Source organism: Faecalibacterium prausnitzii, assembly GCF_003324185.1.
Taxonomy (GTDB): Bacteria; Bacillota; Clostridia; order Oscillospirales; family Ruminococcaceae; genus Faecalibacterium; species Faecalibacterium prausnitzii.
Genome location: NZ_PXUP01000004.1, coordinates 158,536 through 181,235, shown reverse-complemented (window position 1 = coordinate 181,235; position 22,700 = coordinate 158,536). Strand labels below are relative to the sequence as shown.

18 protein-coding genes and 2 pseudogenes are annotated in these 22,700 nt (G+C 53.2%); 14 read left to right on the top strand and 6 right to left on the bottom strand.

Annotated features, from left to right (window positions below; genetic code table 11):
* The 6 genes and pseudogenes from C7J97_RS15180 to C7J97_RS04525 form a co-directional block, all read left to right on the top strand.
* Window positions 1-220: pseudogene (locus C7J97_RS15180) on the top strand (hypothetical protein); the annotation flags it as partial.
* 20 nt (window positions 221-240) lie between these two features.
* On the top strand, window positions 241-495 hold the full coding sequence (locus tag C7J97_RS04545) for a DUF6061 family protein (RefSeq protein WP_278320569.1): 255 nt from the start codon (window positions 241-243) through the stop codon (window positions 493-495).
* A 168-nt stretch (window positions 496-663) separates the two neighbouring features.
* Complete coding sequence (locus C7J97_RS04540) at window positions 664-2,001, top strand: TrkH family potassium uptake protein (RefSeq protein WP_113992158.1); 1,338 nt, start codon at window positions 664-666, stop codon at window positions 1,999-2,001.
* Window positions 2,002-2,012: 11 nt separating this feature from the next.
* Window positions 2,013-2,660, top strand: a complete 648-nt coding sequence (locus C7J97_RS04535) for a potassium channel family protein (RefSeq protein ID WP_005926948.1) — start codon at window positions 2,013-2,015, stop codon at window positions 2,658-2,660.
* Between the two features lie 384 nt (window positions 2,661-3,044).
* Window positions 3,045-4,823: an ATP-binding protein gene (locus C7J97_RS04530; RefSeq protein ID WP_242983434.1), complete on the top strand. Its 1,779-nt coding sequence runs from the start codon at window positions 3,045-3,047 to the stop codon at window positions 4,821-4,823.
* Window positions 4,816-5,526, top strand: a complete 711-nt coding sequence (locus tag C7J97_RS04525) for a response regulator (RefSeq protein WP_097779998.1) — start codon at window positions 4,816-4,818, stop codon at window positions 5,524-5,526. The genes C7J97_RS04530 and C7J97_RS04525 overlap by 8 nt, the downstream gene beginning before the upstream one ends.
* 146 nt (window positions 5,527-5,672) lie before the next feature.
* Here the strand turns inward: C7J97_RS04525 and C7J97_RS04520 are convergent, their stop codons facing one another.
* Together C7J97_RS04520 and C7J97_RS04515 are read right to left on the bottom strand one after the other, a co-directional pair.
* Entirely contained in the window at window positions 5,673-6,782 is a 1,110-nt protein-coding gene (locus tag C7J97_RS04520) for a phosphotransferase enzyme family protein (protein ID WP_015538306.1), read from the bottom strand.
* A gap of 19 nt (window positions 6,783-6,801) precedes the next feature.
* Window positions 6,802-7,668, bottom strand: coding sequence for a helix-turn-helix domain-containing protein (locus tag C7J97_RS04515; RefSeq protein WP_015538307.1), 867 nt, complete (start codon window positions 7,666-7,668; stop codon window positions 6,802-6,804).
* A gap of 415 nt (window positions 7,669-8,083) precedes the next feature.
* Between C7J97_RS04515 and C7J97_RS04510 the strand changes: the two genes are divergently transcribed.
* The 6 genes and pseudogenes from C7J97_RS04510 to C7J97_RS15610 form a co-directional block, all read left to right on the top strand.
* Complete coding sequence (locus tag C7J97_RS04510; protein WP_015538308.1) at window positions 8,084-9,457, top strand: carbohydrate ABC transporter substrate-binding protein; 1,374 nt, start codon at window positions 8,084-8,086, stop codon at window positions 9,455-9,457.
* Between the two features lie 83 nt (window positions 9,458-9,540).
* Window positions 9,541-10,425, top strand: a complete 885-nt coding sequence (locus tag C7J97_RS04505; RefSeq protein WP_015538309.1) for a carbohydrate ABC transporter permease — start codon at window positions 9,541-9,543, stop codon at window positions 10,423-10,425.
* 12 nt (window positions 10,426-10,437) lie between these two features.
* On the top strand, window positions 10,438-11,334 hold the full coding sequence (locus tag C7J97_RS04500) for a carbohydrate ABC transporter permease (protein ID WP_005926924.1): 897 nt from the start codon (window positions 10,438-10,440) through the stop codon (window positions 11,332-11,334).
* An 11-nt stretch (window positions 11,335-11,345) separates the two neighbouring features.
* Complete coding sequence (locus C7J97_RS04495) at window positions 11,346-11,537, top strand: DUF6903 family protein (RefSeq protein ID WP_097793535.1); 192 nt, start codon at window positions 11,346-11,348, stop codon at window positions 11,535-11,537.
* 29 nt (window positions 11,538-11,566) lie between these two features.
* Window positions 11,567-13,726, top strand: coding sequence for a 1,3-beta-galactosyl-N-acetylhexosamine phosphorylase (gene gnpA / locus C7J97_RS04490; protein WP_113992155.1), 2,160 nt, complete (start codon window positions 11,567-11,569; stop codon window positions 13,724-13,726).
* A gap of 149 nt (window positions 13,727-13,875) precedes the next feature.
* A pseudogene (locus C7J97_RS15610) lies at window positions 13,876-14,063 on the top strand (type I restriction enzyme endonuclease domain-containing protein); the annotation flags it as partial.
* 151 nt (window positions 14,064-14,214) lie between these two features.
* Here C7J97_RS15610 and lacZ read toward each other — a convergent pair.
* Window positions 14,215-17,301: a beta-galactosidase, LacZ type gene (gene lacZ / locus C7J97_RS04485; RefSeq protein ID WP_113992154.1), complete on the bottom strand. Its 3,087-nt coding sequence runs from the start codon at window positions 17,299-17,301 to the stop codon at window positions 14,215-14,217.
* Between the two features lie 114 nt (window positions 17,302-17,415).
* Entirely contained in the window at window positions 17,416-18,786 is a 1,371-nt protein-coding gene (locus tag C7J97_RS04480; RefSeq protein ID WP_113992153.1) for an MFS transporter, read from the bottom strand.
* A 249-nt stretch (window positions 18,787-19,035) separates the two neighbouring features.
* On the opposite strand from C7J97_RS04480, the gene C7J97_RS04475 reads away from it, so the two are divergent.
* Window positions 19,036-19,899, top strand: coding sequence for a helix-turn-helix domain-containing protein (locus C7J97_RS04475; protein ID WP_113992152.1), 864 nt, complete (start codon window positions 19,036-19,038; stop codon window positions 19,897-19,899).
* 33 nt (window positions 19,900-19,932) lie between these two features.
* On the top strand, window positions 19,933-20,544 hold the full coding sequence (locus C7J97_RS04470; protein WP_113992151.1) for a sugar O-acetyltransferase: 612 nt from the start codon (window positions 19,933-19,935) through the stop codon (window positions 20,542-20,544).
* Window positions 20,545-20,771: 227 nt separating this feature from the next.
* On the opposite strand, the gene C7J97_RS04465 is transcribed toward C7J97_RS04470, so the two are convergent.
* Both C7J97_RS04465 and C7J97_RS04460 read right to left on the bottom strand, forming a co-directional pair.
* On the bottom strand, window positions 20,772-21,242 hold the full coding sequence (locus C7J97_RS04465; protein WP_181823388.1) for a GNAT family N-acetyltransferase: 471 nt from the start codon (window positions 21,240-21,242) through the stop codon (window positions 20,772-20,774).
* Window positions 21,243-21,389: 147 nt separating this feature from the next.
* Entirely contained in the window at window positions 21,390-22,673 is a 1,284-nt protein-coding gene (locus C7J97_RS04460) for an amidohydrolase family protein (RefSeq protein WP_113992149.1), read from the bottom strand.
* Window positions 22,674-22,700: the final 27 nt, after the last annotated feature.

The following is a 22,700-nucleotide window of genomic DNA, read 5'->3' as shown; positions in this document are numbered from 1 at the left end:
ACTATGTTTTGGAAATCGGCACAACCATATAACCGTCTGTGATGAAACTATTTTTGTTTCATCGATGACATTGTACCAGCAGGGCATTCGTCTATACAAATGCTATTTTGCTTTGCAAAAATGCTTGTTGGGCTATGCCCAAACCCCATTTGTTCTGCATCGTGCCGATGCAGGCGGCGCGTTTGTTCCAAACACTTTTATAACAAAAAAGATAGCCTAGGGCTCTTCCACGAGGGAAGAATTCTAGGCTACGATGCAAGAGTTTGTCATTTCAACATGGACACCGGATGCGTGGAGCTTCTGCTCCTGAACGGGAGAAAAATTTCCATCGACTGCACCGGGGTCGAGGATGCGTTGGATGCGACCATGGCGCAGAGGTCGGAGTTAGACTACCTCATCTACAATGATCCGCTGGGCTACGCGAATTTGATTCTGGATAGCGAGCCGGAAGAATATTTGAAGAATGCGGCCGGGAGCCATGGGTTAGAAATCTGAATGAATGCTGGATATTACTGTTTTTTTTAACTGGTGATGTCCAGCATTTGTTATTTGGTGTTGCCCGATCAATTTTAATGGAATCTTTATACTTCTACAATTTTCTTTACGACTCTTTTATCTATTCCATGCTAATCTTTATGCACACGGATAGGTAAAGGAGCTTTTATGATTCAATATCCTCGTTACAGGCAGCACCGTTTTTCTTCTTTTCAGGTCATTATTGCAGGGTTTGCGGCAGTTGATCTGGTGGGCGCATTGCTTCTGATGCTCCCGATCGCTGCACAGCAGCGGTGCGTTACACCGTTCCATGAGGCGCTGTTTACTTCCACCTCTGCCCTTTGTGTGACCGGACTGGTGGTACAGGATACCGGCAGCTACTGGTCGGCATTCGGGCAGAGTGTGATCCTTCTTCTGATCCAGATCGGAGGATTGGGCGTCATTACGGTGGGTGCTGCCTTTGCGCTGCTTTCCGGGCGAAAGATCTCCCTCAAGCAGCGTAGCACGATGCAGGAAGCCACCGCTGCCCCACAGATGGGCGGCATCGTGCGGCTGACAGGCTTTATTCTGCGGATCACCGCCCTGTTTGAATTGGCCGGTGCTGCACTGCTGCTGCCGACATTTTGCGCCGATTATGGTTTGCGCGGGATCTGGTATGCACTGTTTCATTCCATTTCGGCGTTCTGCAATGCCGGCTTTGACCTGCTGGGAACAGAGGATGCAAAATTTGTTTCGCTGACACGGTATGCAGGTGACCCATTGCTTACCACAGTGATCGCGGCCCTGATCGTCTTTGGCGGCCTTGGCTTTCTGACATGGGAGGACATTTGTACATACCGCCTTGATTTTCACCGTTATCGGATGCAGAGCAAGGTGATCCTTGTCACAACGGCGTTTCTTCTGGTACTGCCGTCGCTGTACTTTTATTGCTTCGAGTTCACGGCCGGCTCTGCCCGGCAGCGCATTTTATTGTCGATGTTCCAATCCGTTACCCCTCGTACTGCCGGCTTTAACACCGCCGATCTTGCTGCGATGGGCAGCACTTCACAGGCATTGATGGTGGTTCTGATGCTGTTGGGCGGTTCGCCCGGCTCCACGGCAGGCGGCATGAAAACCACAACATTTGCCGTTCTGCTGGCCAATATGTGGGCGACCTTCCGCCGCAGAGAAGATGCGGAATTTTTCGGGCGGCGCATAGATAGTTCTGCGGTCAAGAATGCTGCCACGATTGCAGGGATGTATTTGACGCTGTTTTTCCTCGGAGCCTTTGTCATTGCTACGGCAGAGCAGCTGCCGATGTCGGTCTGTTTGTATGAGACTGCTTCGGCTGTGGCAACGGTAGGTCTGACATTGGGCATCACGCCGCAGTTGGGCATCCTTTCGCAGGGGGTGCTGATCGCACTGATGTTTTTAGGACGTGTTGGCGGATTGACGTTGATCTATGCGGCATTTGGCAGCAGCCCTGCCCACTCTCGTCTGCCGCAGGAGAAAATCGCAATCGGATAAAGGAGACAAGTATGAAATCGATTCTTTTGATCGGGCTTGGCCGTTTTGGCCGCCATATTGCGCAGGAACTGAATGAGCTGGGTCATCAGGTCATGGCGATCGACAGCAACGAAGACCGTGTGAACGCTGTGCTTTCCTATGTGACGAATGCACAGATCGGTGACAGTACCAGCGAATACTTTCTGCGTTCCCTTGGCGTTGGCAATTTTGATGTGTGTATCGTAACCATCGGCGGCAATTTTCAGAGTTCGTTGGAAACAACATCACTGCTCAAGGAGCTGGGCGCAAAGCTTGTGGTCTCGCGTGCAGAGCGGGATGTACAAGCCAAGTTTCTGCTGCGCAACGGTGCGGATGAAGTGGTCTACCCGGAAAAGCAGCTGGCAAAGTGGGCAGCGATCCGATATAGCTCCGAACACATTCTGGATTATATCGAGCTGCAGGACGACCACGCCATCATGGAAGTGACTATTCCGCCGGAATGGATGAATCGCACGATCGGCGAGATCAATATTCGAAAAAAGTATAACATCAACATTCTTGCACTGAAAAAAGACGGAAAGCTCGATATGAGCATTACGCCGGATACGCAGCTGTGCCGGGATGAAAGTATGCTGGTTTTGGGGAAATACGCATCGATCCAGAAGTGTTTCCGGCTCTAAAAAGATAGGACGGATCGTATGGATGTCGCTTTGTTATTGATGGTTCTTGGAGTCATGTTGAGTGGTTTCCGGGCAGCAGATGCGCTGGATCACATACGACGGGAAATCCTTCGACAGGAAGGAAAAAGACGTGGCTGGTGGTCGTGACCATCAAATTGTGCTATACTGTGGGCAAGGCAGGTGATCTTTATGAATCAGAACGACCAACCCACTGAACATATTCTGGCGTGTCTGTCGTCCTCTCCCTCCAATGCAAAGATCGTGCGGACGGCAGCAACGATGGCAAAGGCGTTTGGCGGGACCTTTACAGCTCTGTATGTCCGGACGCCTGACTCGGATCAGATGGGAAAAGAAGACTGTCGGCGCTTGCAGCAGCACATTCGTATGGCAGAGCAGGCAGGTGCCGACATTTCTACGATCTACGGGGATGACATTCCGCAGCAGATCGCAGAGTTTGCCCGCATCTCCGGCATTACAAAAATCGTACTGGGGCGCTCCAGCGTACATCGCCGCCATTTCTGGAGTGGACCGTCACTGACTGAAAAATTGACGCTGACTGCGCCTAATCTGGATATTTATATCATCCCGGATGCTTCTGCAGAGAACGGCTACGGCTCAGGAAAAAAGCTGTTCACCCGTCCGCTTCTGCCGTCTGTCCGTGATCTGCTGATCACCGCAGGCATCCTGAGCTGCATCACGCTCATCGGCTTCATTTTCTTGCAACTGGACTTTGCGCGCTATAATATTATTATGCTCTATATGCTGGGGGTGCTGTTCACCGCATTGTCTACCAGCGGCTACACCTGCGGTGTGCTGGGGTCCGTTGCCAGTGTAGCATTGTACAATTTCTTCATGACCGAGCCATACCTGACATTCCATGCGTATGATCCCGGTTATCAGGTTACATTTGCCCTGATGCTGACCTCTGCAATCATTACCTGCGCCCTGACAACGCGGCTGAAGGATCATGCAAAAATGTCTGCGCAGGCAGCGTTCCGTACAAAAATACTGTTTGATACAAATCAGCTTTTACAGAGAGCAAAAAGCGAGGAAGAAATCCTCTCTCAGACAGCGTCCCAGTTGATGAAGCTGCTGAACCGGAGCTTGATCGTTTACCCGGAACAAAACGGAGATCTTGGGTCAGAACAGGTTTTTGAGATTGATGGGGAAGTGCCGTGTAACATCTTTTCTGCACCGGAAGAACGTGATGCAGCAAACTGGACGTTTGCCAACAAAAAGCGTTCCGGCGCAGGCACGGATAGCTACCCGGATGCAAAGGGGCTTTATCTTGCGCTTCGGACCGGAGGCGGCGTGTTTGGAGTGATCGGGATCGATCTGTCCGAAAAACCGCTGGATGCCTTTGAAAACAGTGTGCTGCTTTCCATTCTGGGCGAAGGTGCGCTGGCCATCGAAAACCGCAGAAACGCGCTGGAAAAAGAGCAAGCTGCATTGCAGGCAAGGAATGAAGAGCTGCGGGCAAACCTGCTGCGCACGATCTCCCATGACCTGCGCACCCCGCTGACCTCCATTTCCGGCAATGCCAGCAATCTGCTTTCCAACGGAGAAACGCTGGATACAGAGACCCGGAACAAGATCTGCACCGATATTTTTGACGATGCGCAATGGCTGATCGGTCTGGTGGAAAATCTGCTTTCCATCACCCGCATTGAGGATGGGCGGATGAATCTGCAGATCTCGCCGCAGCTGATGGACGAAATGATCGAAGAAGCTCTGCATCATGTCAACCGGAAAAGCTGCGAACATACCATCACAACACAGTATGGGGACGAGATCCTCCTGGTCAATGTGGATGCACGGCTGATCATGCAGGTCGTTGTCAATCTGGTGGATAACGCCATCAAATACACCCCCGTAGGCTCGGTTATTCAGATTTCGGCTTACCGGAAAGACCATCAGGTCGTAGTGGACGTTGCAGATAACGGTCCCGGCATTCCGAATCGCGCAAAAGCACAGGTGTTCGAGATGTTTTATACCGGGCAGAGCCGCATCGCAGACAGCCACCGTAGCCTTGGACTGGGCTTGCCCCTCTGCCGTGCGATCCTGACGGCTCACGGCGGAACATTGACCCTGCGTGACAACATTCCCAATGGCAGTGTCTTTTCCTTTGCATTGCCGCAAAGCGAGGTGAACATTCATGAATAAGCCGTCCATTCTGGTCGTAGAGGATGATGTTCCTGTACGGTGTCTGATCACAACGACCCTGAAAGCCCACGGCTATAAATATCTGACTGCTTCCAATGGGGAAACGGCGATCATGATGACTACCAGCCACAACCCGGACATCATGCTGCTGGATCTTGGGCTGCCCGATATAGACGGCATCGAGGTCATCCGCAGCGTCCGCACATGGTCGAACCTGCCCATCATCGTCCTGAGTGCCCGGAGCGAAGATTCTGATAAGATCGAGGCACTGGACAACGGCGCAGACGATTATCTGACAAAGCCGTTTTCCGTGGATGAGCTGCTGGCAAGACTGCGTGTAACGCAGCGCCGATTGAATCTGCTGGCTTCTGACGGCATAAATAGTCCGGTTTTTGTCAATGGTCCTTTGAAGATCGACTTCTCGGCAGGCTGCGTCTGGCTGAGCGAGAATGAATTGCATTTGACCCCCATCGAGTACAAGCTGCTGTGTGTGTTGGCGCATAATGTGGGCAAAGTGCTGACGCATACCTCCCTCACGCAGAAAGTATGGGGCAGTACGCAGGAAAATGACATTGCTTCCTTGCGAGTTTACATGGCATCCCTGCGCAAAAAATTGGAACGATACCCGGATGCGCCGCATCTGATCCAGACCCATGTTGGTGTCGGATACCGGATGCTGCGCGCAGAAAATGATGAAGCATAGTAAAAAAATAGGGTGCGCCCCTGAATAGGATGCACCCTGCCAAAAGCCACAGACAATAGCGATAAGCTGTAAAAAGAAGCATAGACGCCCCCGAAAAGGAGAGCGTCCATGCTTCTTGCTGTATCCGAATGGAGGAGATTGCGAAATCAGTGATTGTCCGGGCAGACGATTTCCAGCATCTGATCGAAAACCTCTTCCATCTGCCGCACCAGTGTGAACTGGGTGCGGGCACGGTCGAGGTTGTGATCCGGGCGAGCAATATGGAAATAATGGTCGCCCTCCAGATAGTCAGTCAGAAAACGGATGCCGCATTCCAGCGTCATGAGCCTTGCACCCCATGCAAGGCTCTTTTTTTCTGCCATGCTCATGGATGCCCCGGCAGTGGAGAGATACCCTTTGGCGAACACTTCGTACAGATGCAGGTCAAAATGGACTTTGCTCTGGTCAGGTTCGTCCTCAGCGCAGTCGTTGGCACCGGTGCGGATGGAATCGCCGAAGTCGTAGGCCGAAAGTCCCGGCATCACGGTGTCGAGGTCAATGACACAGATGCCTTTTCCGGTAGCGGCATCGATAAGGACATTGTTGATCTTGGTGTCATTGTGGGTGACGCGCAGAGGAATTTCGCCAGCTGCCAGCTGATCCAGCAGGACATGGCAGTCCTGCTCCCTCGCATGGATAAATTCGATTTCCGACGTGATATTTTTTGCCCGGCCCAGTGCATCAGCGGCGAGGGCTTTTTCAAAATTGGCATAGCGGTTGGGCGTGTCGTGGAAGCGGGCGATGGTTTCGTGGAGGGTGGAGGCCGGGTAATCCTCCAGCTGGTTCTGGAATTTGCCCAGTGTCTCGGCCACGGTGCGGAAGTCGGTTTCGCTGCCGACCTGCTGCAAACAGATGGTATCTTCTACAAAGTCGTAGGCACGCCATGCGCCGCCGTCTGCATCCAGATAGCAAGTCGACCCCGACAAAGTTGGGACGACATTCAGCGTTTCCCGTGCTGGGTCGCCGCCCTCGGCAAGAATTTTCGCCCGCAGATGCCGGGTCACGCCGCAGACATTCTCCATCAGGCCCACCGGGTTAGTAAAGGTATCTGTGTTGATGCGCTGCAAAATAAAGCGTTTGGAATGATCTTCCCGCCAGACCACAAAGGTGTCGTTGATATGCCCCTCACCATAGTGGTGAGCATCGCAGAGCACAGGCCCGCCAAAATCAAAGGCATTTGCAGCAGACTGGAGCAGAGAAAGGGTAACGGATTTCATCATAAATTCCTCGTTTTCGTTATACTTCATGCCGTTTTGTCGGGGCGGGGCGTTTTCCCTGCCGCGTCTGACGGCGGTATTCGTTGGGGGTCATGCCCTCCGCCTTGCGGAAGCACTGGGAGAAATAGCTGGGGGAGGAAAAGCCCATCAACTCGCTGATCTGCGCCAGACTGTAACCGGTGTTGCCCAGCATATGCTTGCTCTCCTCAATGCGGCGGCGGTTCAGGTAAGTAATGGGGGAAATGCCGTACTCCCGCTGGAAGGTGTGGGCCAGATAGTATTTGTTCAGGTGGGCAAGCTCTGCCAGCAGGTCCAGCGAGATATCCTCGCGGTAGTTGGTGTCCAGATACCGCTTGATCTCGGCGCACTCCCGGTTCTCGGTCGGGGCAGCCTCCTCCAGCTGCAGCGAAATGGTGGTGCAGCGCACCAGCCAGATCAGCAGTACCTCCAGCAGGTCCTGACAAACGGTCTCGCAGCCGTCTAAGCTGCGGTCGGCCTCGGCCAGCAGCATGTGCAGCAACGTGACCATCCGCTCCCGGTTCTCCCGGCAATTGAAGATGGCGTAGTTCGTATCCGCCTTGCTGAACAAAAACTCCATGCTGGCAACGCCCAGCACGATATACTCCAAGGGCGAGGCGTTCAGGCTAAGCTCGGTATGCTCCACCTGCGGGTTCACAATGACCATATCGTCCGGCTTTACCGGGAACAGCTGCCCGGCAAGGTAGAACTGTCCCTCGCCGCTGAGGCAGTAGAACAGCTCTGTGCAGGAGTGGGTGTGGGTGGTACTGTTCCAATCGCCGCCAAATTTGCTTTTGCTGATGTACAGCAGCCGGAAGGATTCCCGTGGAGCGGGAGCATGACGGATATCAAATCGCTCGGTACTCATAAATGGCTCCTTTTGAGGCGAAGAACAAAAAACATAAAAATAAAAACAAGATACTAAAAATACAAGCCTAAAAACGATGCGTTGCTTCGTATGTTTTTTCTTATTATAGAGGCAATGAAGAAAAAATGCAAGCCCTGATTTTAGGCTAATTTTTATATTTTTGTTTCTCAGGTCTCTTCGGAATATGTCAAAATAGTTACAGGTTGGGGATTATGCTGAAACTTTTAAAAGATATTTAGCACTTTTGCTGAAAGAATTTTTCAGAAAGCAATATCTATAAAAAATGAAACAACAAACCTCTTGAGCAAGGTAGCGAAAGAATTTATATTGGAGGCAGAAAAACACACAGTCCTTCGGGCAAAGCCTGTTTGCCCGGCTGTGTTTGAACGGAACAAAATGATGGAGGCAACACAGTATGAATCGTATTTCTCGTCGTAATTTCCTGAAGGCGGCCGGCGTTGGCGCCGCTGCACTGGGTCTGGCTGCCTGTGGCGGCTCTTCCAGCTCCACCGCATCCAGCGTGGCATCCTCCACCGCCGCTTCTTCCGCAGCGGCGGCTGCAGACGTTACCATCAAGGTAGCCGCCATCGAGACCGGCTACGGCGCTGATATGTGGAAGAAGGTCGCCGAGGCCTTTACCGCCCAGACCGGCATCAAGGTAGACCTGACCACTGACAAGAAGCTGGAGGACGTCATCGGCCCCTCCATGCAGGGCGGCGACTACCCCGACGTGGTCCATCTGGCCACCGGCCGTGAAGCTGCCCTGACCGAGCAGTTCATCAAGGGCAACCTGATCGCCGACATCACCGATGTGCTGAGCATGACCGTGCCCGGCGAGAGCAAGAAGGTGAGCGAGAAGATCGCCGGCGGCTTTACCGACACCTCCCTGACCAACCCCTACGGCGACGGCAAAACCTATCTGGCTCCCATGTTCTACAGCCCCTGCGGCCTGTTCTACAACGCCGGTTTCCTGAAGGAAAAGGGCTGGGACGTGCCCAAGACCTGGGACGAGATGTGGGCACTGGGCGACAAGGCTGCCGCTGAGGGCACCTACCTGTTCACCTACCCCACCACCGGCTACTTCGACGCCTTCTTCTATGCGCTGATGTACGCTGCCGGCGGCCCGGAGTTCTTCAACAAGGCTACCCACTACGAAGAAGGCATCTGGGACACCCCCGAGGCAAAGACCTGCTTTGATATCGTGACAAAGCTGGCTTCCTACACCAACCCCATCACCCCCGCACAGGCCAACGATCAGGACTTTACCCAGAACCAGCAGCTGGTGCTGGACAACAAGGCCCTGTTTATGCCCAACGGCACCTGGATCGTGGGCGAGATGGCCGAAGCACCCCGTGCAGACGGCTTTGAGTGGGGCATGACCGCCCTGCCCGCTGTCAAGGCTGGCGGCGACAGCTACAGCTACACCTGGTTCGAGCAGGCATGGATCCCGGCGGGTGCTGAGCATCTGGATGCAGCCAAGCAGTTCGTGGCGTACCTGTATAGTGACGAAGCCTGCAAGCTGTTCGCCGAGAGCGGTGCGATCCAGCCTGTGCTGGGCATTGCCGATGATCTGGACGGCGACAACAAGATGTTCTACTCCATCTATGATAACGGCGCAAAGGCAGCTATGGGCAACTTTGCAGCCTTCAGCGCCATCCCCGGCGTGGAAGTCCGCACCGTGTTCTTCGATCCCGTCAACTCGCTGGTCTCCGGCAGCATGACCGAGCAGCAGTGGATCGATGGCATCAAGTCCGCCAGCGACCAGATGCGCGCTAACATCATTGAGTAATTGAGCCCTGCCCAGCGGGGGCGGTTTTGACCGCCTCCGCTTTTTGTGGTTTCGGGATCCCAATAGAAAGGAGCGGTTTGTCTATGAAATCTGACAAGAGCCGCAAACGGTTTGTGTTTCTCTGCGTGGCACCGGCCACCATCCTGTTTTTCATCTTTATGATCCTGCCCACCCTCAATGTGTTCCGCATGAGCTTGTATGAGCGGGGTGCCTATTCTCCCAACGAGACCTTTGTGGGGCTTAAAAACTTCCAGCATCTGCTGCGGGACGCCCAGTTCATCCGCTCTATGCAGAATATGATCCTGCTGGTGGTAACGGTCACCCTGATCACCTTCGCCTTTGCACTGGTATTTGCCGCCATCCTCACCCGGGAGAAGATCAAAGGGCAGAACTTTTTCCGCATCATCTTCTACATCCCCAACATTCTTTCCGTGGTCGTCATCTCCGGTATTTTCTCGGCCATCTACAAGCCGGAAAATGGTATGCTGAACAGCATCATTGGTCTGTTCCGGGATATGACCGACCCCATCCTGTGGAAGGGTGAAAAACTGGTCATCCCCTCCATCATCATTGCGATGGTGTGGCAGGCTGTGGGCTATTACATGGTCATGTATATGGCCTCCATGTCTGCCGTGCCCATCAGCCTGTACGAGAGTGCCAATCTGGACGGTGCCGGGCGGCTGACCCAGTTCTTCCAGATCACCATCCCGCTCATCTGGACGAACATCCGCACCACCCTGACCTTCTTCATTATCTCCACCATCAACATGGCGTTCCTGTTTGTCAAGGCCATGACCAGCGGCGGGCCGAACGGCGCATCGGATGTGGCGCTGAGCTATATGTACAGCCAGAAGGACGCTGGCCTGTATGGCTATAGTATGGCCATCGGCGTCGTCATTTTCCTGTTCTCGTTTGCGCTGTCCGCCTGTGTCAACAAGGCCACCAGCCGTGACCCGCTGGAATTTTAAGGAGGGAAGAAGATGCAGAATACCACCGAAAAATCTTCCCGCTCTGCGGAAGGTCTGTACAAGTTTTTCATCTATTTTGTGCTGGTTCTGCTGGCCGTTACCATCATCGTGCCGGTGGCATGGGTGTTCATGGCCTCCATCAAGCAGAATGCAGAGTTCTACGGCAACCCGTGGGCACTGCCCGCCGGGTTCTACTGGCAGAACTTCGTCAACGCATGGAACGGTGCCAAAATGGGCGAATATATGCTCAACTCGGTCATCGTCACCGCGCTGGCGCTGGCACTGCTGCTGGTCGTTGCCCTGCCCGCCGCCTACTGCCTGTCCCGCTTCCACTTCAAGGGGTGCAAGGTACTGAACACCCTGTTCATGGCGGGCCTGTTCATCAACGTGAACTACATCGTGGTGCCCATCTTTTTGATGCTGCGAGACAGCGATGTGTGGCTGAAAGGCCATTTCGGCAGCGGCTTTCTGCTGAACAATCTGGTGGTGCTGGCGGTGGTATACGCCGCCACCGCGCTGCCCTTTACCATCTACCTGCTGTCGGGCTACTTTGCCACCCTGCCCCACGATTTTGAGGAGGCCGCCTATATCGACGGTGCAAGCTATTTTTCCACCATGACCCGCATCATCTTCCCCATGGCAAAGCCCTCCATCATCACCATTATCCTGTTCAACTTCCTGTCCTTCTGGAACGAGTATATCATCTCCATGACCCTGATGAGCTCCACCAAGGCACCCCGCACCCTGCCGGTAGGTCTTTTGAACCTGATGCAGGCGCAGCAGAGCGCCGCCCAGTACGGCACGATGTATGCAGGTCTTGTGCTGGTGATGCTGCCCACCCTGATTTTGTACATCTGCGTGCAGCGGCAGCTGACGCAGGGCATGACCGTGGGCGGCCTGAAAGGTTAAGGTGACAGACGATGAAAGCATACTGGAAAAACCATCCCGCCCTGCGCATGATCCTGATGCTGGTGCTGTTCGTACTGGCACTGGTGCTGGTGGTGTCCGGCTGGAAAATGACCGGGCAGCTGGCAGGGCTTGGCATCATGCTGGTGGGCGTAGCGCTGCTGCTGGCTGTGCTGGCCATCTACAATGCGACCTATCAGGATTGAGGATAAGAGAGAGGTAAAGGAGAATCCCTATGGATGAAACAAGAAAGTCCGGGCGCGTGACCATCCCCACCGACTTGGACGTGGTGCCCGAAACGCTGGAAATTCTGAAAAAGTGGGGTGCAGACGCCATCCGCGACTGCGACGGCACCGACTTCCCGCAGCAGCTCAAGGATGCGGACGCCAAGATCTACTCCACCTACTATACCACCCGCAAGGACAACGCATGGGCAAAGGCAAACCCGGATGAGGTACAGCAGTGCTACATCATGACCGGCTTTTACACCGCCCCCGGCGACACCGTGACCATCCCGCTGATGAAGGGCATCAGCCCGGAGCTGATGCAGGTGAACACCAACGACGACATCACCCGCTGGTGGGAGGTCATGGATCGAACTACCGGTCAGCCCGTGCCGCCGGAGCAGTGGAGCTACGCCGACGGCAGTGTGACCGTACAGGCCGTACCGTTCCATGAGTATACCGTCAGTTTTCTGGCTTACCTCATCTGGGACCCGGTGCATATGTACAACGCTACCACCAACGGCTGGACGAATTTTGAGCACCAGATCACCTTTGACGTGCGTCAGCCCAAGACCCACAAGTATTCCATGGAGCGCCTGCGCAAGTTCATCGCAGAGCACCCCTATGTCAACGTCATCCGCTACACCACCTTCTTCCACCAGTTCACCCTGATCTTCGACGAGCTGAAGCGGGAGAAGTTCGTGGACTGGTATGGATACTCTGCTTCGGTCAGCCCCTACATCCTCAACCAGTTTGAGCAGGAAGTGGGCTACAAGTTCCGCCCGGAGTACATCATCGATCAGGGCTACTATAACAACCAGTACCGGGTGCCCAGCAAGGAATTCCGGGATTTTCAGGCCTTCCAGCGCCGCGAGGTGGCAAAGCTTGCCAAGGAGATGGTGGACATCACCCATGCGTGCGGGTGCGAAGCCATGATGTTCCTCGGCGATCACTGGATCGGCACCGAACCTTTCATGCCGGAGTTCAAGACCATCGGACTGGATGCCGTAGTGGGCAGCGTGGGCAACGGCTCCACCCTGCGCCTGATCTCTGACATTGAGGGCGTGAAGTACACCGAGGGCCGTTTCCTGCCGTACTTCTTCCCCGACACCTTCCACGAGGGCGGCGACCCGGTGCGGGAAGCCAAGGAGAACTGGGTTACAGCCCGCCGCGCTATCCTGCGCAAGCCCATCGACCGCATCGGCTATGGCGGCTATCTGAAACTGGCCTTGCAGTTCCCGGAGTTCGTGGACTACGTGGAGAGCGTCTGCAACGAGTTCCGCGAACTGTACGAGAACATCAAGGGCACCACACCCTACTGTGTCAAGCGAGTGGCCGTGCTGAACTGTTGGGGTAAAATGCGGGCTTGGGGCTGTCACATGGTGCATCACGCCCTCTATTACAAGCAGAACTATAGCTATGCCGGTGTCATTGAGATGCTGTCCGGTGCGCCCTTTGATGTGAAGTTTATCAGCTTTGAGGATATCAAGAACGACCCGCATCTGCTGGATTCGTTGGATGTCATTATCAATGTCGGCGATGCCGACACCGCACACACCGGCGGCATCTGGTGGGAAGACCCGGAGATCTCCTCCGCTATCCGCAAGTTCGTCTGGAACGGCGGCGGCTTTATCGGCGTGGGTGAGCCTTCCGGTCACCCGTATCAGGGCCACATTCTCCAGCTTGCCAGCGTGCTGGGCGTGGAGGAAGAAAACGGCTTCACCCTCAACTACGACAAGTACAACTGGGAGGAGCACCCCGACCACTTTATCTTGCAGGACGCCGACCAACCCGTGGACTTTGGCGAGGGCAAAAAGAACATCTACGCCCTTGAGGGCACCGAGGTGCTGGTGCAGCGAAACAAAGAAGTGCAGATGGCGGCACACGACTTCGGAAAGGGTCGTGCCGTGTACATCAGCGGTGTGCCTTACAGTTTTGCCAACAGCCGCACCCTTTATCGCGCTATCCTGTGGAGTGCCCACAGCGAGGAGGAACTGCATACATGGTTCAGCTCCAATTATAATGTAGAAGTTCACGCCTACGTCAAGAACGGCAAGTATTGTGTAGTGAACAACACGTACGAGCCGCAGGACACCACCGTTTACACTACAGACGGCAGCAGCTTTGCTCTGCATCTGGATGCCAACGAGATCAAGTGGTATGAGATCTAAGTTCTCCTTTTCATAAACGAACACAACGGGCAGCTCTGTTACCAGAGCTGCCCGTTGTGTTTGCTGTATTTGCCGATAACTCAACCTGTGTCAATCGAACGCTGCAATGGAGATGGCTGGAAACGCAGAAATTCAGTAATGCGAGCGTAATAGACCTGCAGAAAAAAGAAACTGCCCGTGCGAGTATGCGTAAGATGGTGAAACACTTACTGAAAAATTTAAGTATCCACCGGTGGCATATGATAAAATTTGTATACTTCAATACGTTAAAGAAAGTTTGGAGAACCATTCAAAGAAATGCTCTAAACAAAAGCGGAATACGATTATTTTGACATAGCAACGCTACTTATATAGAGCGAAGCACTACTTATAAATAGTGGTGTCAGGAATTGAGATTTTGTGATACCAAAAAAGACACCCTCGCTTTTGATAGGAATCTCATGCAGGGATGTCCTTATCTCAACGCGAAGGTGTCTTAATAACGAGGGTCAGATGCCACGGAACGTAAAGGTGAACTCCACAGGCTTAGTCACATCAGGAATATACTCCGGGTGGACATTGGCACCCCAGCTGTCATCACCGCCGACGCCCATCTGCTCGCCGATGGCACGAATCACCGTGTAATGGACCGGGGGCAGCTCGTAGGGGTGCTTGGCACTCTCCATTTCATGGGGAGTGTAGGGCAGCGCAGAGAAGAACATGGGCTTTGCGGCATCTGCGGTAAACAGCAGCCCGCGACCCTTGCGGTCCACTACCTTTGCCCAGCGCACAGCGGTCTTTGCACCGCACTCCTGCGGCACAAGGTACTGCGCCATGTTGTCTGCGACCTTGTTCTGGTAAATGCCCAGCTTTGCACCATGCTGACGATCCCAGTAGGTCTCCGCAGGGCCGTTTCCGTACCACTCCACCGTGTCGTAGTCAGCGTCGATCTTGAACAGTACGCCGAACTCCGGCATTGCTGCAAGTCCTTCCACCGGGTCATAGTGCAGGGTGGTCTGGATGCGGCCATCACCGAACACACGGTACTGCAGGCTGCACTCTGCTGCGGGGCTGGTCTGGAGGTTATAGAGATAGGTCACGACCACGCTGTCGGCTTCCACCTCGCAGGTGGGGTTCTGGAGGATAGTGCCGCCATGAACAGACGGGATCTCCTTGCCGATGCCCTTGACGGTAGCGTACAGGCTTGCCAGCTTCCACTGACCGCGAACGCCGCCCATGTTGTTGCCGCAGTCGTTGTCGGTGGGAGCGCGCCAGAAGTTGGGACGGGGGATCTCCTGAATCATCTCTTTTCCGGCATAGCGGTAGGAAGTCAGGCCGCCTTCTTTCAGATCGGAGAACAAAACATCGAAATTCTCACCCCGGACGCCGATGTTGTGTGTACCGTGCGTAACGGTAAACGGCGTGACCTTCTTGCTGGGAATGGAACGGACCACAGCGATCACACCCTGTCCAAAGGCGACTTCATGGCCTTTCTTTGCCCAGCTGGTGTCCTCCTTCAAACGGAAGCTGATGGTCACTGCATATTCACCGGGGAGCGCAGGGACCATAAACGGCAGCGGGAAGCTGGAACGCTCTTCGGGAGCAACATCAATATTGGTCAGTTCCTGTTGCTGATACAACTTTCCATCACGATGCAGCAGAGCAACGCAGTCGAAAGCATCCGTAGAGGTGAACAGGTTCTTGTTCCAGACTTCAAAGCCAGTGTTGTCGATGGAAACGGCGATGTTCTGATAGCAGAACTTGACCTCCTGCATCTTGGGAGAAGGAGCACGGTCACCACCGTAGGCAATGCCGTTTCCGCTGAAATTATAGTCGGTAGGACGCTCACCGAAGTCGCCGCCGTAGGCTTGGAACCACTTGCCGTAGCGGTCTTTTTTCCAGATGGACTGGTCGATGTAATCCCAGATAAAGCCGCCCTGATAGCCGCAGTCCTTCTGGTCGGCAAGTTCCGTGTACTTGTGCAAAGCACCGTTGGAGTTGCCCATAGCATGAGAGTATTCGCACTCGATATAAGGCCGCTTATCGCCCTGTGCCAGATACTCTTTAATGTCCTTCACAGTGCTGTACATATGGCTCTCGATATCGGTGGTTTCGAGGAAGCGGGGATCATTGACCACACCTTCGTAATGCACCAGACGGGTGTCATCAAAGCGGCGGACCATCTCTGCCATCTGGAGCAGGGTCTCACCGCCAAACGATTCGTTGCCCAGAGACCAGATCAGAACAGCAGGATGGTTTTTGTCACGCTGGTAAGTGGAATTCATGCGGTCGAACAAGACAGCTTTCCACTCCGGCTTATCATTGGGCAAAACGCCCTCAATGCCGCGAATGCCAGCCTGATGAATGTCCCATGTGCCATGGGATTCCAGATTGTTCTCTGCGATCAGATACAGACCATACTCGTCGCACAGGTCGTACAGTGCATCCTGATTCTGGTAATGGCTGGTGCGGATGGCATTGATGTTGTTCTGCTTCATGGTGATAATATCCCGAAGCAGTTCCTCATGGGTGTGTACGCCCACAGCACGACCCGTAATGGAGCTGAAATCATGACGGTTGGCACCCTTGAACACGATGCGCTTGCCGTTGAGCAGCATCCGATTGTTCTTCAACTCGAACTTGCGGAAACCGATTTTCTGCCCGGTCACCTCTACCAGATGGCCTGCATCGTCCAGCAGCTCGATTTCCAGTTCATACAGAGCCGGGTCCTCTGCACTCCACAGGTGGGGGTTCTCCACCGCATGGCTGAACAGCGCAGAGCCGCCGTTCAGTGCGATTTTTTCGGAGAACACTTCCTGTTCACTGCGGCGCAGGGTCAGACGGGCTGCGCCCTTACCCTCCGCCTGCAATGCAACTTCCAGCGTGGAATGAGTAAAATCATCCCCGGCGAACAGCGTTTTGACGGATACATCTTCCAGATGCACGGTGGGGATGGCATACAGCCACACACTGCGGAAGATGCCGGAGAAGCGGAAGAAGTCCTGATCTTCGCACCAGCTGGAGGAAGTCCACTTGAACACCTGCACAGCAAGTTTGTTCACGCCCGGCTGGAGATAGGGAGTCAGATCGAATGCGTGTGCGGAGAAGCTGTCCTCGGTGTAACCCACATAAGACCCGTTCAGCCAAAGAGCCATGCCGCTTTCCACACCCTCGAACTCGATGTGGACGGGCTTGCCCTGCATGGATTCCGGCAGCTCGAAGTATTTTACATAGCTTGCCACCGGATTGAACCACTGCGGGATCTCGCCCGGCTGTACTTCTTCACGGCCATCCCACGGATACTGAACATTCGCGTACTGGGGAATGTCGTAGCCCTCCATCTGGATGTGTGCCGGAACATGAATGTCATCCCAGCCGCTGCAATCGTAATCCGTCTTTTCAAAGCCGGGGATGGCACTGGTGTAGTTCTTTGCGTAGGCGAATTTCCAGATACCGTCCAGCTTCAGCGCAAGCGAAGATTCTCCTGCCAGATATTCTTCGCGGGAAGCGTAAGTACGGAAACTTGCATGAGCATTCAGCACGTTTTCCTTGAAAAAAGTGGGGTCTTTTACTTTTGCAAAATCAAATGCAGCCATAGTATTTCCTCATTTACCTTTTATAATTTTATAATATTTCTCCAGCCTCCCCGGAGGAATCGCTGGATTCCTCCGGGGAACAGCAGATGAAGGAGAAATGATAATGGCTTGTTATCAGACTGCTGCACGCAGTTTTTCATTTGCTTCTTCGACCTTCATACGAGAGAGAAGGAAGGTGATGATGGCATCCAGAGCGAACGGGATCACAAGATACATGATCTTCAGCATATTGATGCAGGAATCCGGCTGAACGGTCAGAGCGCTGTCAAAATGGCTTGCTGCCAGCAGCCAGCCGGTGATGGCAGTACCCAGACCGCCGCCCAGCTTCACACCGAGAGAAGTGCAGGAGTACATCGTGCCATCCACGCGCTTATGCTTCGTCAGCCAAGTATATTCAGAGCAAGCAGCAATCGCAGCGTTCATATCGCCCTGCCAAGGACCCTGACCAAGAGCTGCGATTGCAGTAAAGAGCAGCATCAAGGTCACATTGCCGCTGCCCATGTAACCAGCTACAGCAACCAGTGCACGAGAAATCGTTGCCAGAGTATAGCTCATTACATTCAGCTTATACATTCCATTCCACTTTGCAACCAAGGTCGGGGTGAACACCAGTGCGATGATCAGAGGAATGTTGATTGCCCAAGAGAATACACCGAACAGATTCTGGTTGCCAAGGATGTAGGTTGCATAGTAGGTGCCCATGCTGATCATGGCACCGTAGATCTGCTGCAAAATGTAGGTGACGCAAATCATCATATAATATTTATTACCAGCCAGCAGCTTTGCAGCCTGAACCAGATTGTACTTTTCGTCCTGCTCGATTTCCTTTTTGTCGGTGGTATCCACCAATTCGCCTTCCGGCAGTTCCTTCACGGAGAAAACGGAGAGGGTGTTGACAAGCAGACCGATGATGGCGTAGATGATTGCAACAGTGCGCCAACCGGCAGCACCACCGCCTAATGCCGTAACAGCACCCAGCGTGATGGACTGGATGAGCAGGCTGGTGGCAAAGGCGAACATGAAACGCCAAGAACCCATCTCGACCTGTTCGGCACTGTTCTTCGTGATGAGAGCAGTCAGTGCAGAGTAAGCAATGTTGTTGGCAGTGTAGAATACAGCGTTCAGCAGAGTATATGCGATCAGAAACCATGCGTACTGTGCAAACTGTCCCAGATTGGTCGGGATGGCGAAAATTGCCACCAGCGTAATGGCACAGCCAATGTAGCCGTACAGCATCCAAGGACGGGCTTTGCCCATCTTAGAATGCGTTTTGTCAATCAAAGAACCAAAGAAAATGTCCGTCACACCGTCCAGAAGTTTGGAAACTGCAATCAGAGTGCCGACAATACCGGGGTTCAGGCCAACGGTGTTGGTCAGATAGATCATGACGAAGGAGGACAGGAATGCATACACCACGTTGCCTGCAATATCGCCTGAACCATAGCCGACTTTATTATACCACTTTAGATAACGTTTCTCAGTCATTGTGCTTTCTCCCATCTTGCTTGTTTTGTGTGGGCGTGACCAATCTGCTGCGCACTTCAGACTGGAATTCTCATTACGCAAGTTACCCAAATCTCTTGCGTTTCGTCTGAAAATATTATAGAATCTAATGGAACGAAAAGATATAGACAAGATGGAACAAAATATGCACAAAATCAAAGAGTTTGTAATTTTTTGATAGAACATTTCTCAAATCACTGTAAAATCTCTGAAGATGAGGAGGACGCAGGGATGTATTTTAACTCAGGATATTTGAACAACTCCCGTTTGGATTTCAAAGATTACTCAAAGCCGCTGGTCGTAGGCAGCTGCGGCACTTATCGCTTGAAAAAACGCCCTAAGCTACCTACTTTTTGGGCAAAGGGTCGCAGAGACTATCAAATCCTCTATGTGGCATCTGGTAAAGCACACTTCTGGTTCGATGGTGTTGAGGAAGTGGTGACTTCTGGACACATGGTGCTTTATCAGCCGACAGAAATCCAGAAGTATGTCTACTATGTAGAAGATCACCCAGAGGTGTTCTGGATTCACTTTACAGGATATGATGTCAAAAACATCCTGAACTATCACGGAATACCCTTGGACAAGCACGTTTTTTACAGCGGCACACTGCCGGACTACAAAATGCTGTTCCGAAAGATCATCCGGGAACTGCAACAATGTGAATATGGCTATGAAGACTATATTGCTTCTCTCTTCAACATCATTCTGCTTTTAGTAAGCAGGCAACAGCAGGAAAGCGAGAAAACAACTACAAGCATCCCCGAAGAAATCGAAGCCGCCGCTGCCTACTTTAACGAGAATTATAATACAAAGGTCAGTGTGGACGATTACGCAGAATCGCTGCATATCAGTACGAACTGGTTTATCCGTAATTTTAAGCTGTACATGAAAATAAGCCCTGCACAATACATCCTGTCCCTTCGGATGGTAAATGCACAAAGCTTATTGGAGAACACCGAATACAATATTGGAGAAATTGCAGAGATCGTAGGGTATGATAACCCACTCTATTTTAGCCGGGTATTCAAGAAAGAGTATGGTGTCAGTCCGGCACAGTACCGAAAGAATCTGGAAGAATCTACTGAAAAATGAGAAAGATTCCTTATAAATAAGGAGAGTAGAACCATGCCGATAAAAAATGCGATCCACAGCCAACAAGTCTACGACCCAACGGATGAATCCATCATGGCAGAGCAGGAACTTTGCATGGAGCGGCTGTATGCTTATAATCATACCCGCCCTTCCGAACACGCAAAACGGGCGAAGCTTTTGAAAGAAATGCTTGCAGAGTGCGGCGCAGGCTGCTGGATCGAGCCGCCGTTTCACGCCAATTGGGGCGGAAAGCACGTTCACTTGAGCGATTATGTCTATGCCAACTTCGGGTTGACCTGCGTGGATGATACCCATATCTACATCGGGGAGCATACCATGATCGGCCCGAACTGTGTCCTTGCGACCGCAAACCACCCGATCCTGCCGGAACTGCGTGAGAAAGCATACCAGTACAATCTGCCCATCCGCATTGGACGCAACTGCTGGCTGGGTGCTGGCGTGATCGTGGTGCCGGGTGTTACAATTGGGGATAATACGGTGATCGGTACGGGAAGCGTTGTGACAAAGGACATCCCTGCTAATGTAGTGGCGGTAGGAAACCCATGCCGTGTACTGCGCTCCATCAGCGAACGCGACAAAGAGTATTTCTATCGGGATCGAAAAATCAACTGGGGAAACTTGTGATTTTAACGAACGATTCATTTTAGGCTGCAATAAACCGCAAACTAAAAAGGTGTCGATGACTTTTATGAGATATAAAGTCATCGACATCTTTTTTGTGAGCTGACCTCATTTGGCTTTGACCACAATGCAGGCGATTTTATGTTGCGATAAAAAAGCGGGCAGCCGTTTTGTAGCTGCCCGCCGGGGGATATAGAATGCATTATTTGTCCTGAAACCAAGAAGCCGAGTTACAGAATATACTCCATCTGCCGTTCCTTGGTTTTCATGCCCATTTTTTCATAAAAGTGCTCTGCCGAAGTGTTCCCCGCCCAGACGTTCAGGGTCACCTCGTAGCAACCCAGCGCTTTTGCCTGCTGCTTTACATATTCAAACAGGCTTTCCCCGATGTGTTGCCCGCGCGCCTGCTTGTCAATGCAAAGGTCATCAATGAACAGTGACTTGAAGGGCACCATATTGGTGGAAAAAGGCTGCTCCTTCAGCTGACAGAAGGCATAGCCCATGCACACATCCTCCTCGTTCACGGCAACGTAGATGGGCTTGTCCTCCTGCTTCAAAAGCTCTGCTAACTCGCAGACAGTGTATTTTGTGGTACCGGGAATAAAAATATCCGGGCGTATCTCTGCGTGGATCTGCAGCACCTGTCCCAGCAGTGCAAGCAGTCTGGAAATGTCTTTTTCTTCGGCTTTACGAATGTTCATTTGTACTTTGCTCCTTTTCATTTTTGCCTCTACATTTCCAGTATACCACACCGGGCGGCACCGGAAAAGAGAAAATGCAACCCGTTGATTGCAAAAACGTGAGCGGTCGTTCTGGCCACTCGCGTTTTTATATGTTGGACAGGCTGCTTACACGAGATACGGGTCCAGCAGAGCGTCCACTTCTTTTTTGCGCTTAGGGGAGGGCTTTTTCACGGCACAGCCACGGCAGACCACCAGTTCCAGATGTTGCAAAGCCCGCAGATCCTCCAGCGGGTTTTCGCGCGTTACGATAAAGTCTGCGCTTTTGCCGGGCGCGATAGAGCCAGTCACATCGCCGATGCCCGCCAGCTGCGCGTTGCGCAGGGTGGCCGTGTAGAGGGCAAAACGGTTGCTCACACCGCAGTATTTGTGGAAGTAGCACAACTCCCGCCAGAAATCGTACTGAGTAATGTAGGGGCAGCCTACATCGTTGCCCAAGCCCACCGGGATGCCGTTTGCCAGCGCGGTCTTGGCGCTCTCGACTACGCCGTCAAAGACGATCTTTCCGTTGTACTGGTCTTTTTCTGATGCGCCCGAAACGGCGGTGTCAAACAGCGCATAGGGCAGTGCGGGGGAGATGGTCGTGCACAGAAATGCGCCCCGCTCCTTGTACAGACGAACCGTCTCCTCGTCCATTTTTGCGCCGTGCTCAATGGAGTCCACGCCGTTTTCCAGCGCAGCCTTCACGCCCGCAAGGGATTCGGTGTGGGCGGCAACAGTGTAGCCCAGCTTGTGGGCTGCATCGCAGACGGCTTTGATCATCTCCGGCGGCATCTTCATCTCGCCGGGTGTGCCCTTTTCGGTGGCGTCCAGCACGCCGCCGGTGATCATCAGCTTGACAAGGTCTACCTTCTGTTCGCTGGCCTTTTTCAGCTGTGCCAGAGCCTCGGCGTTGTTGTGTGCCGCTACCGCCACCGAGCCTGCCATGTGCCCGCCCGGCACCGAGATGCCCTCGTTGGCGGCCAGAATGCGGGGTGCCAGCACCTTTCCGGCGGCGCTGTCGTCCCGGCAGCGGGTGTCAAAGTCCGCAATGCCGCCCACGGTGCGCACGGTGGTCACGCCGCCCAGCAGTTCCAGCTTGGCATAGCTGCATACCAGCCGGTATGCGATGGCGCGGGTCAGCCTGTTGCTCAGGATCTTGCGTACCAGCGCCGCATTGTCCCGGGGCTTTGCGCTGGGTTTGCCGTTGCCCGCCAGATGGACGTGCAGGTTGATGAGTCCCGGGCACAGATACCCGCCGTGCAGGTCGATGACCTCGTAGCCGTCAAGGCTTACACTCGCATCTGCAATGGCGGTGATCTTATCGTTCTCGGTCAGCAGCACCTTGCCCCGTACCGGCTCCATCTGCTCGGTGCCGTCCAGAAGGATGCCGTTTGTGTATGCGCGCTTCATGTGTTCCATCCTCTTTCCGTTGTATTT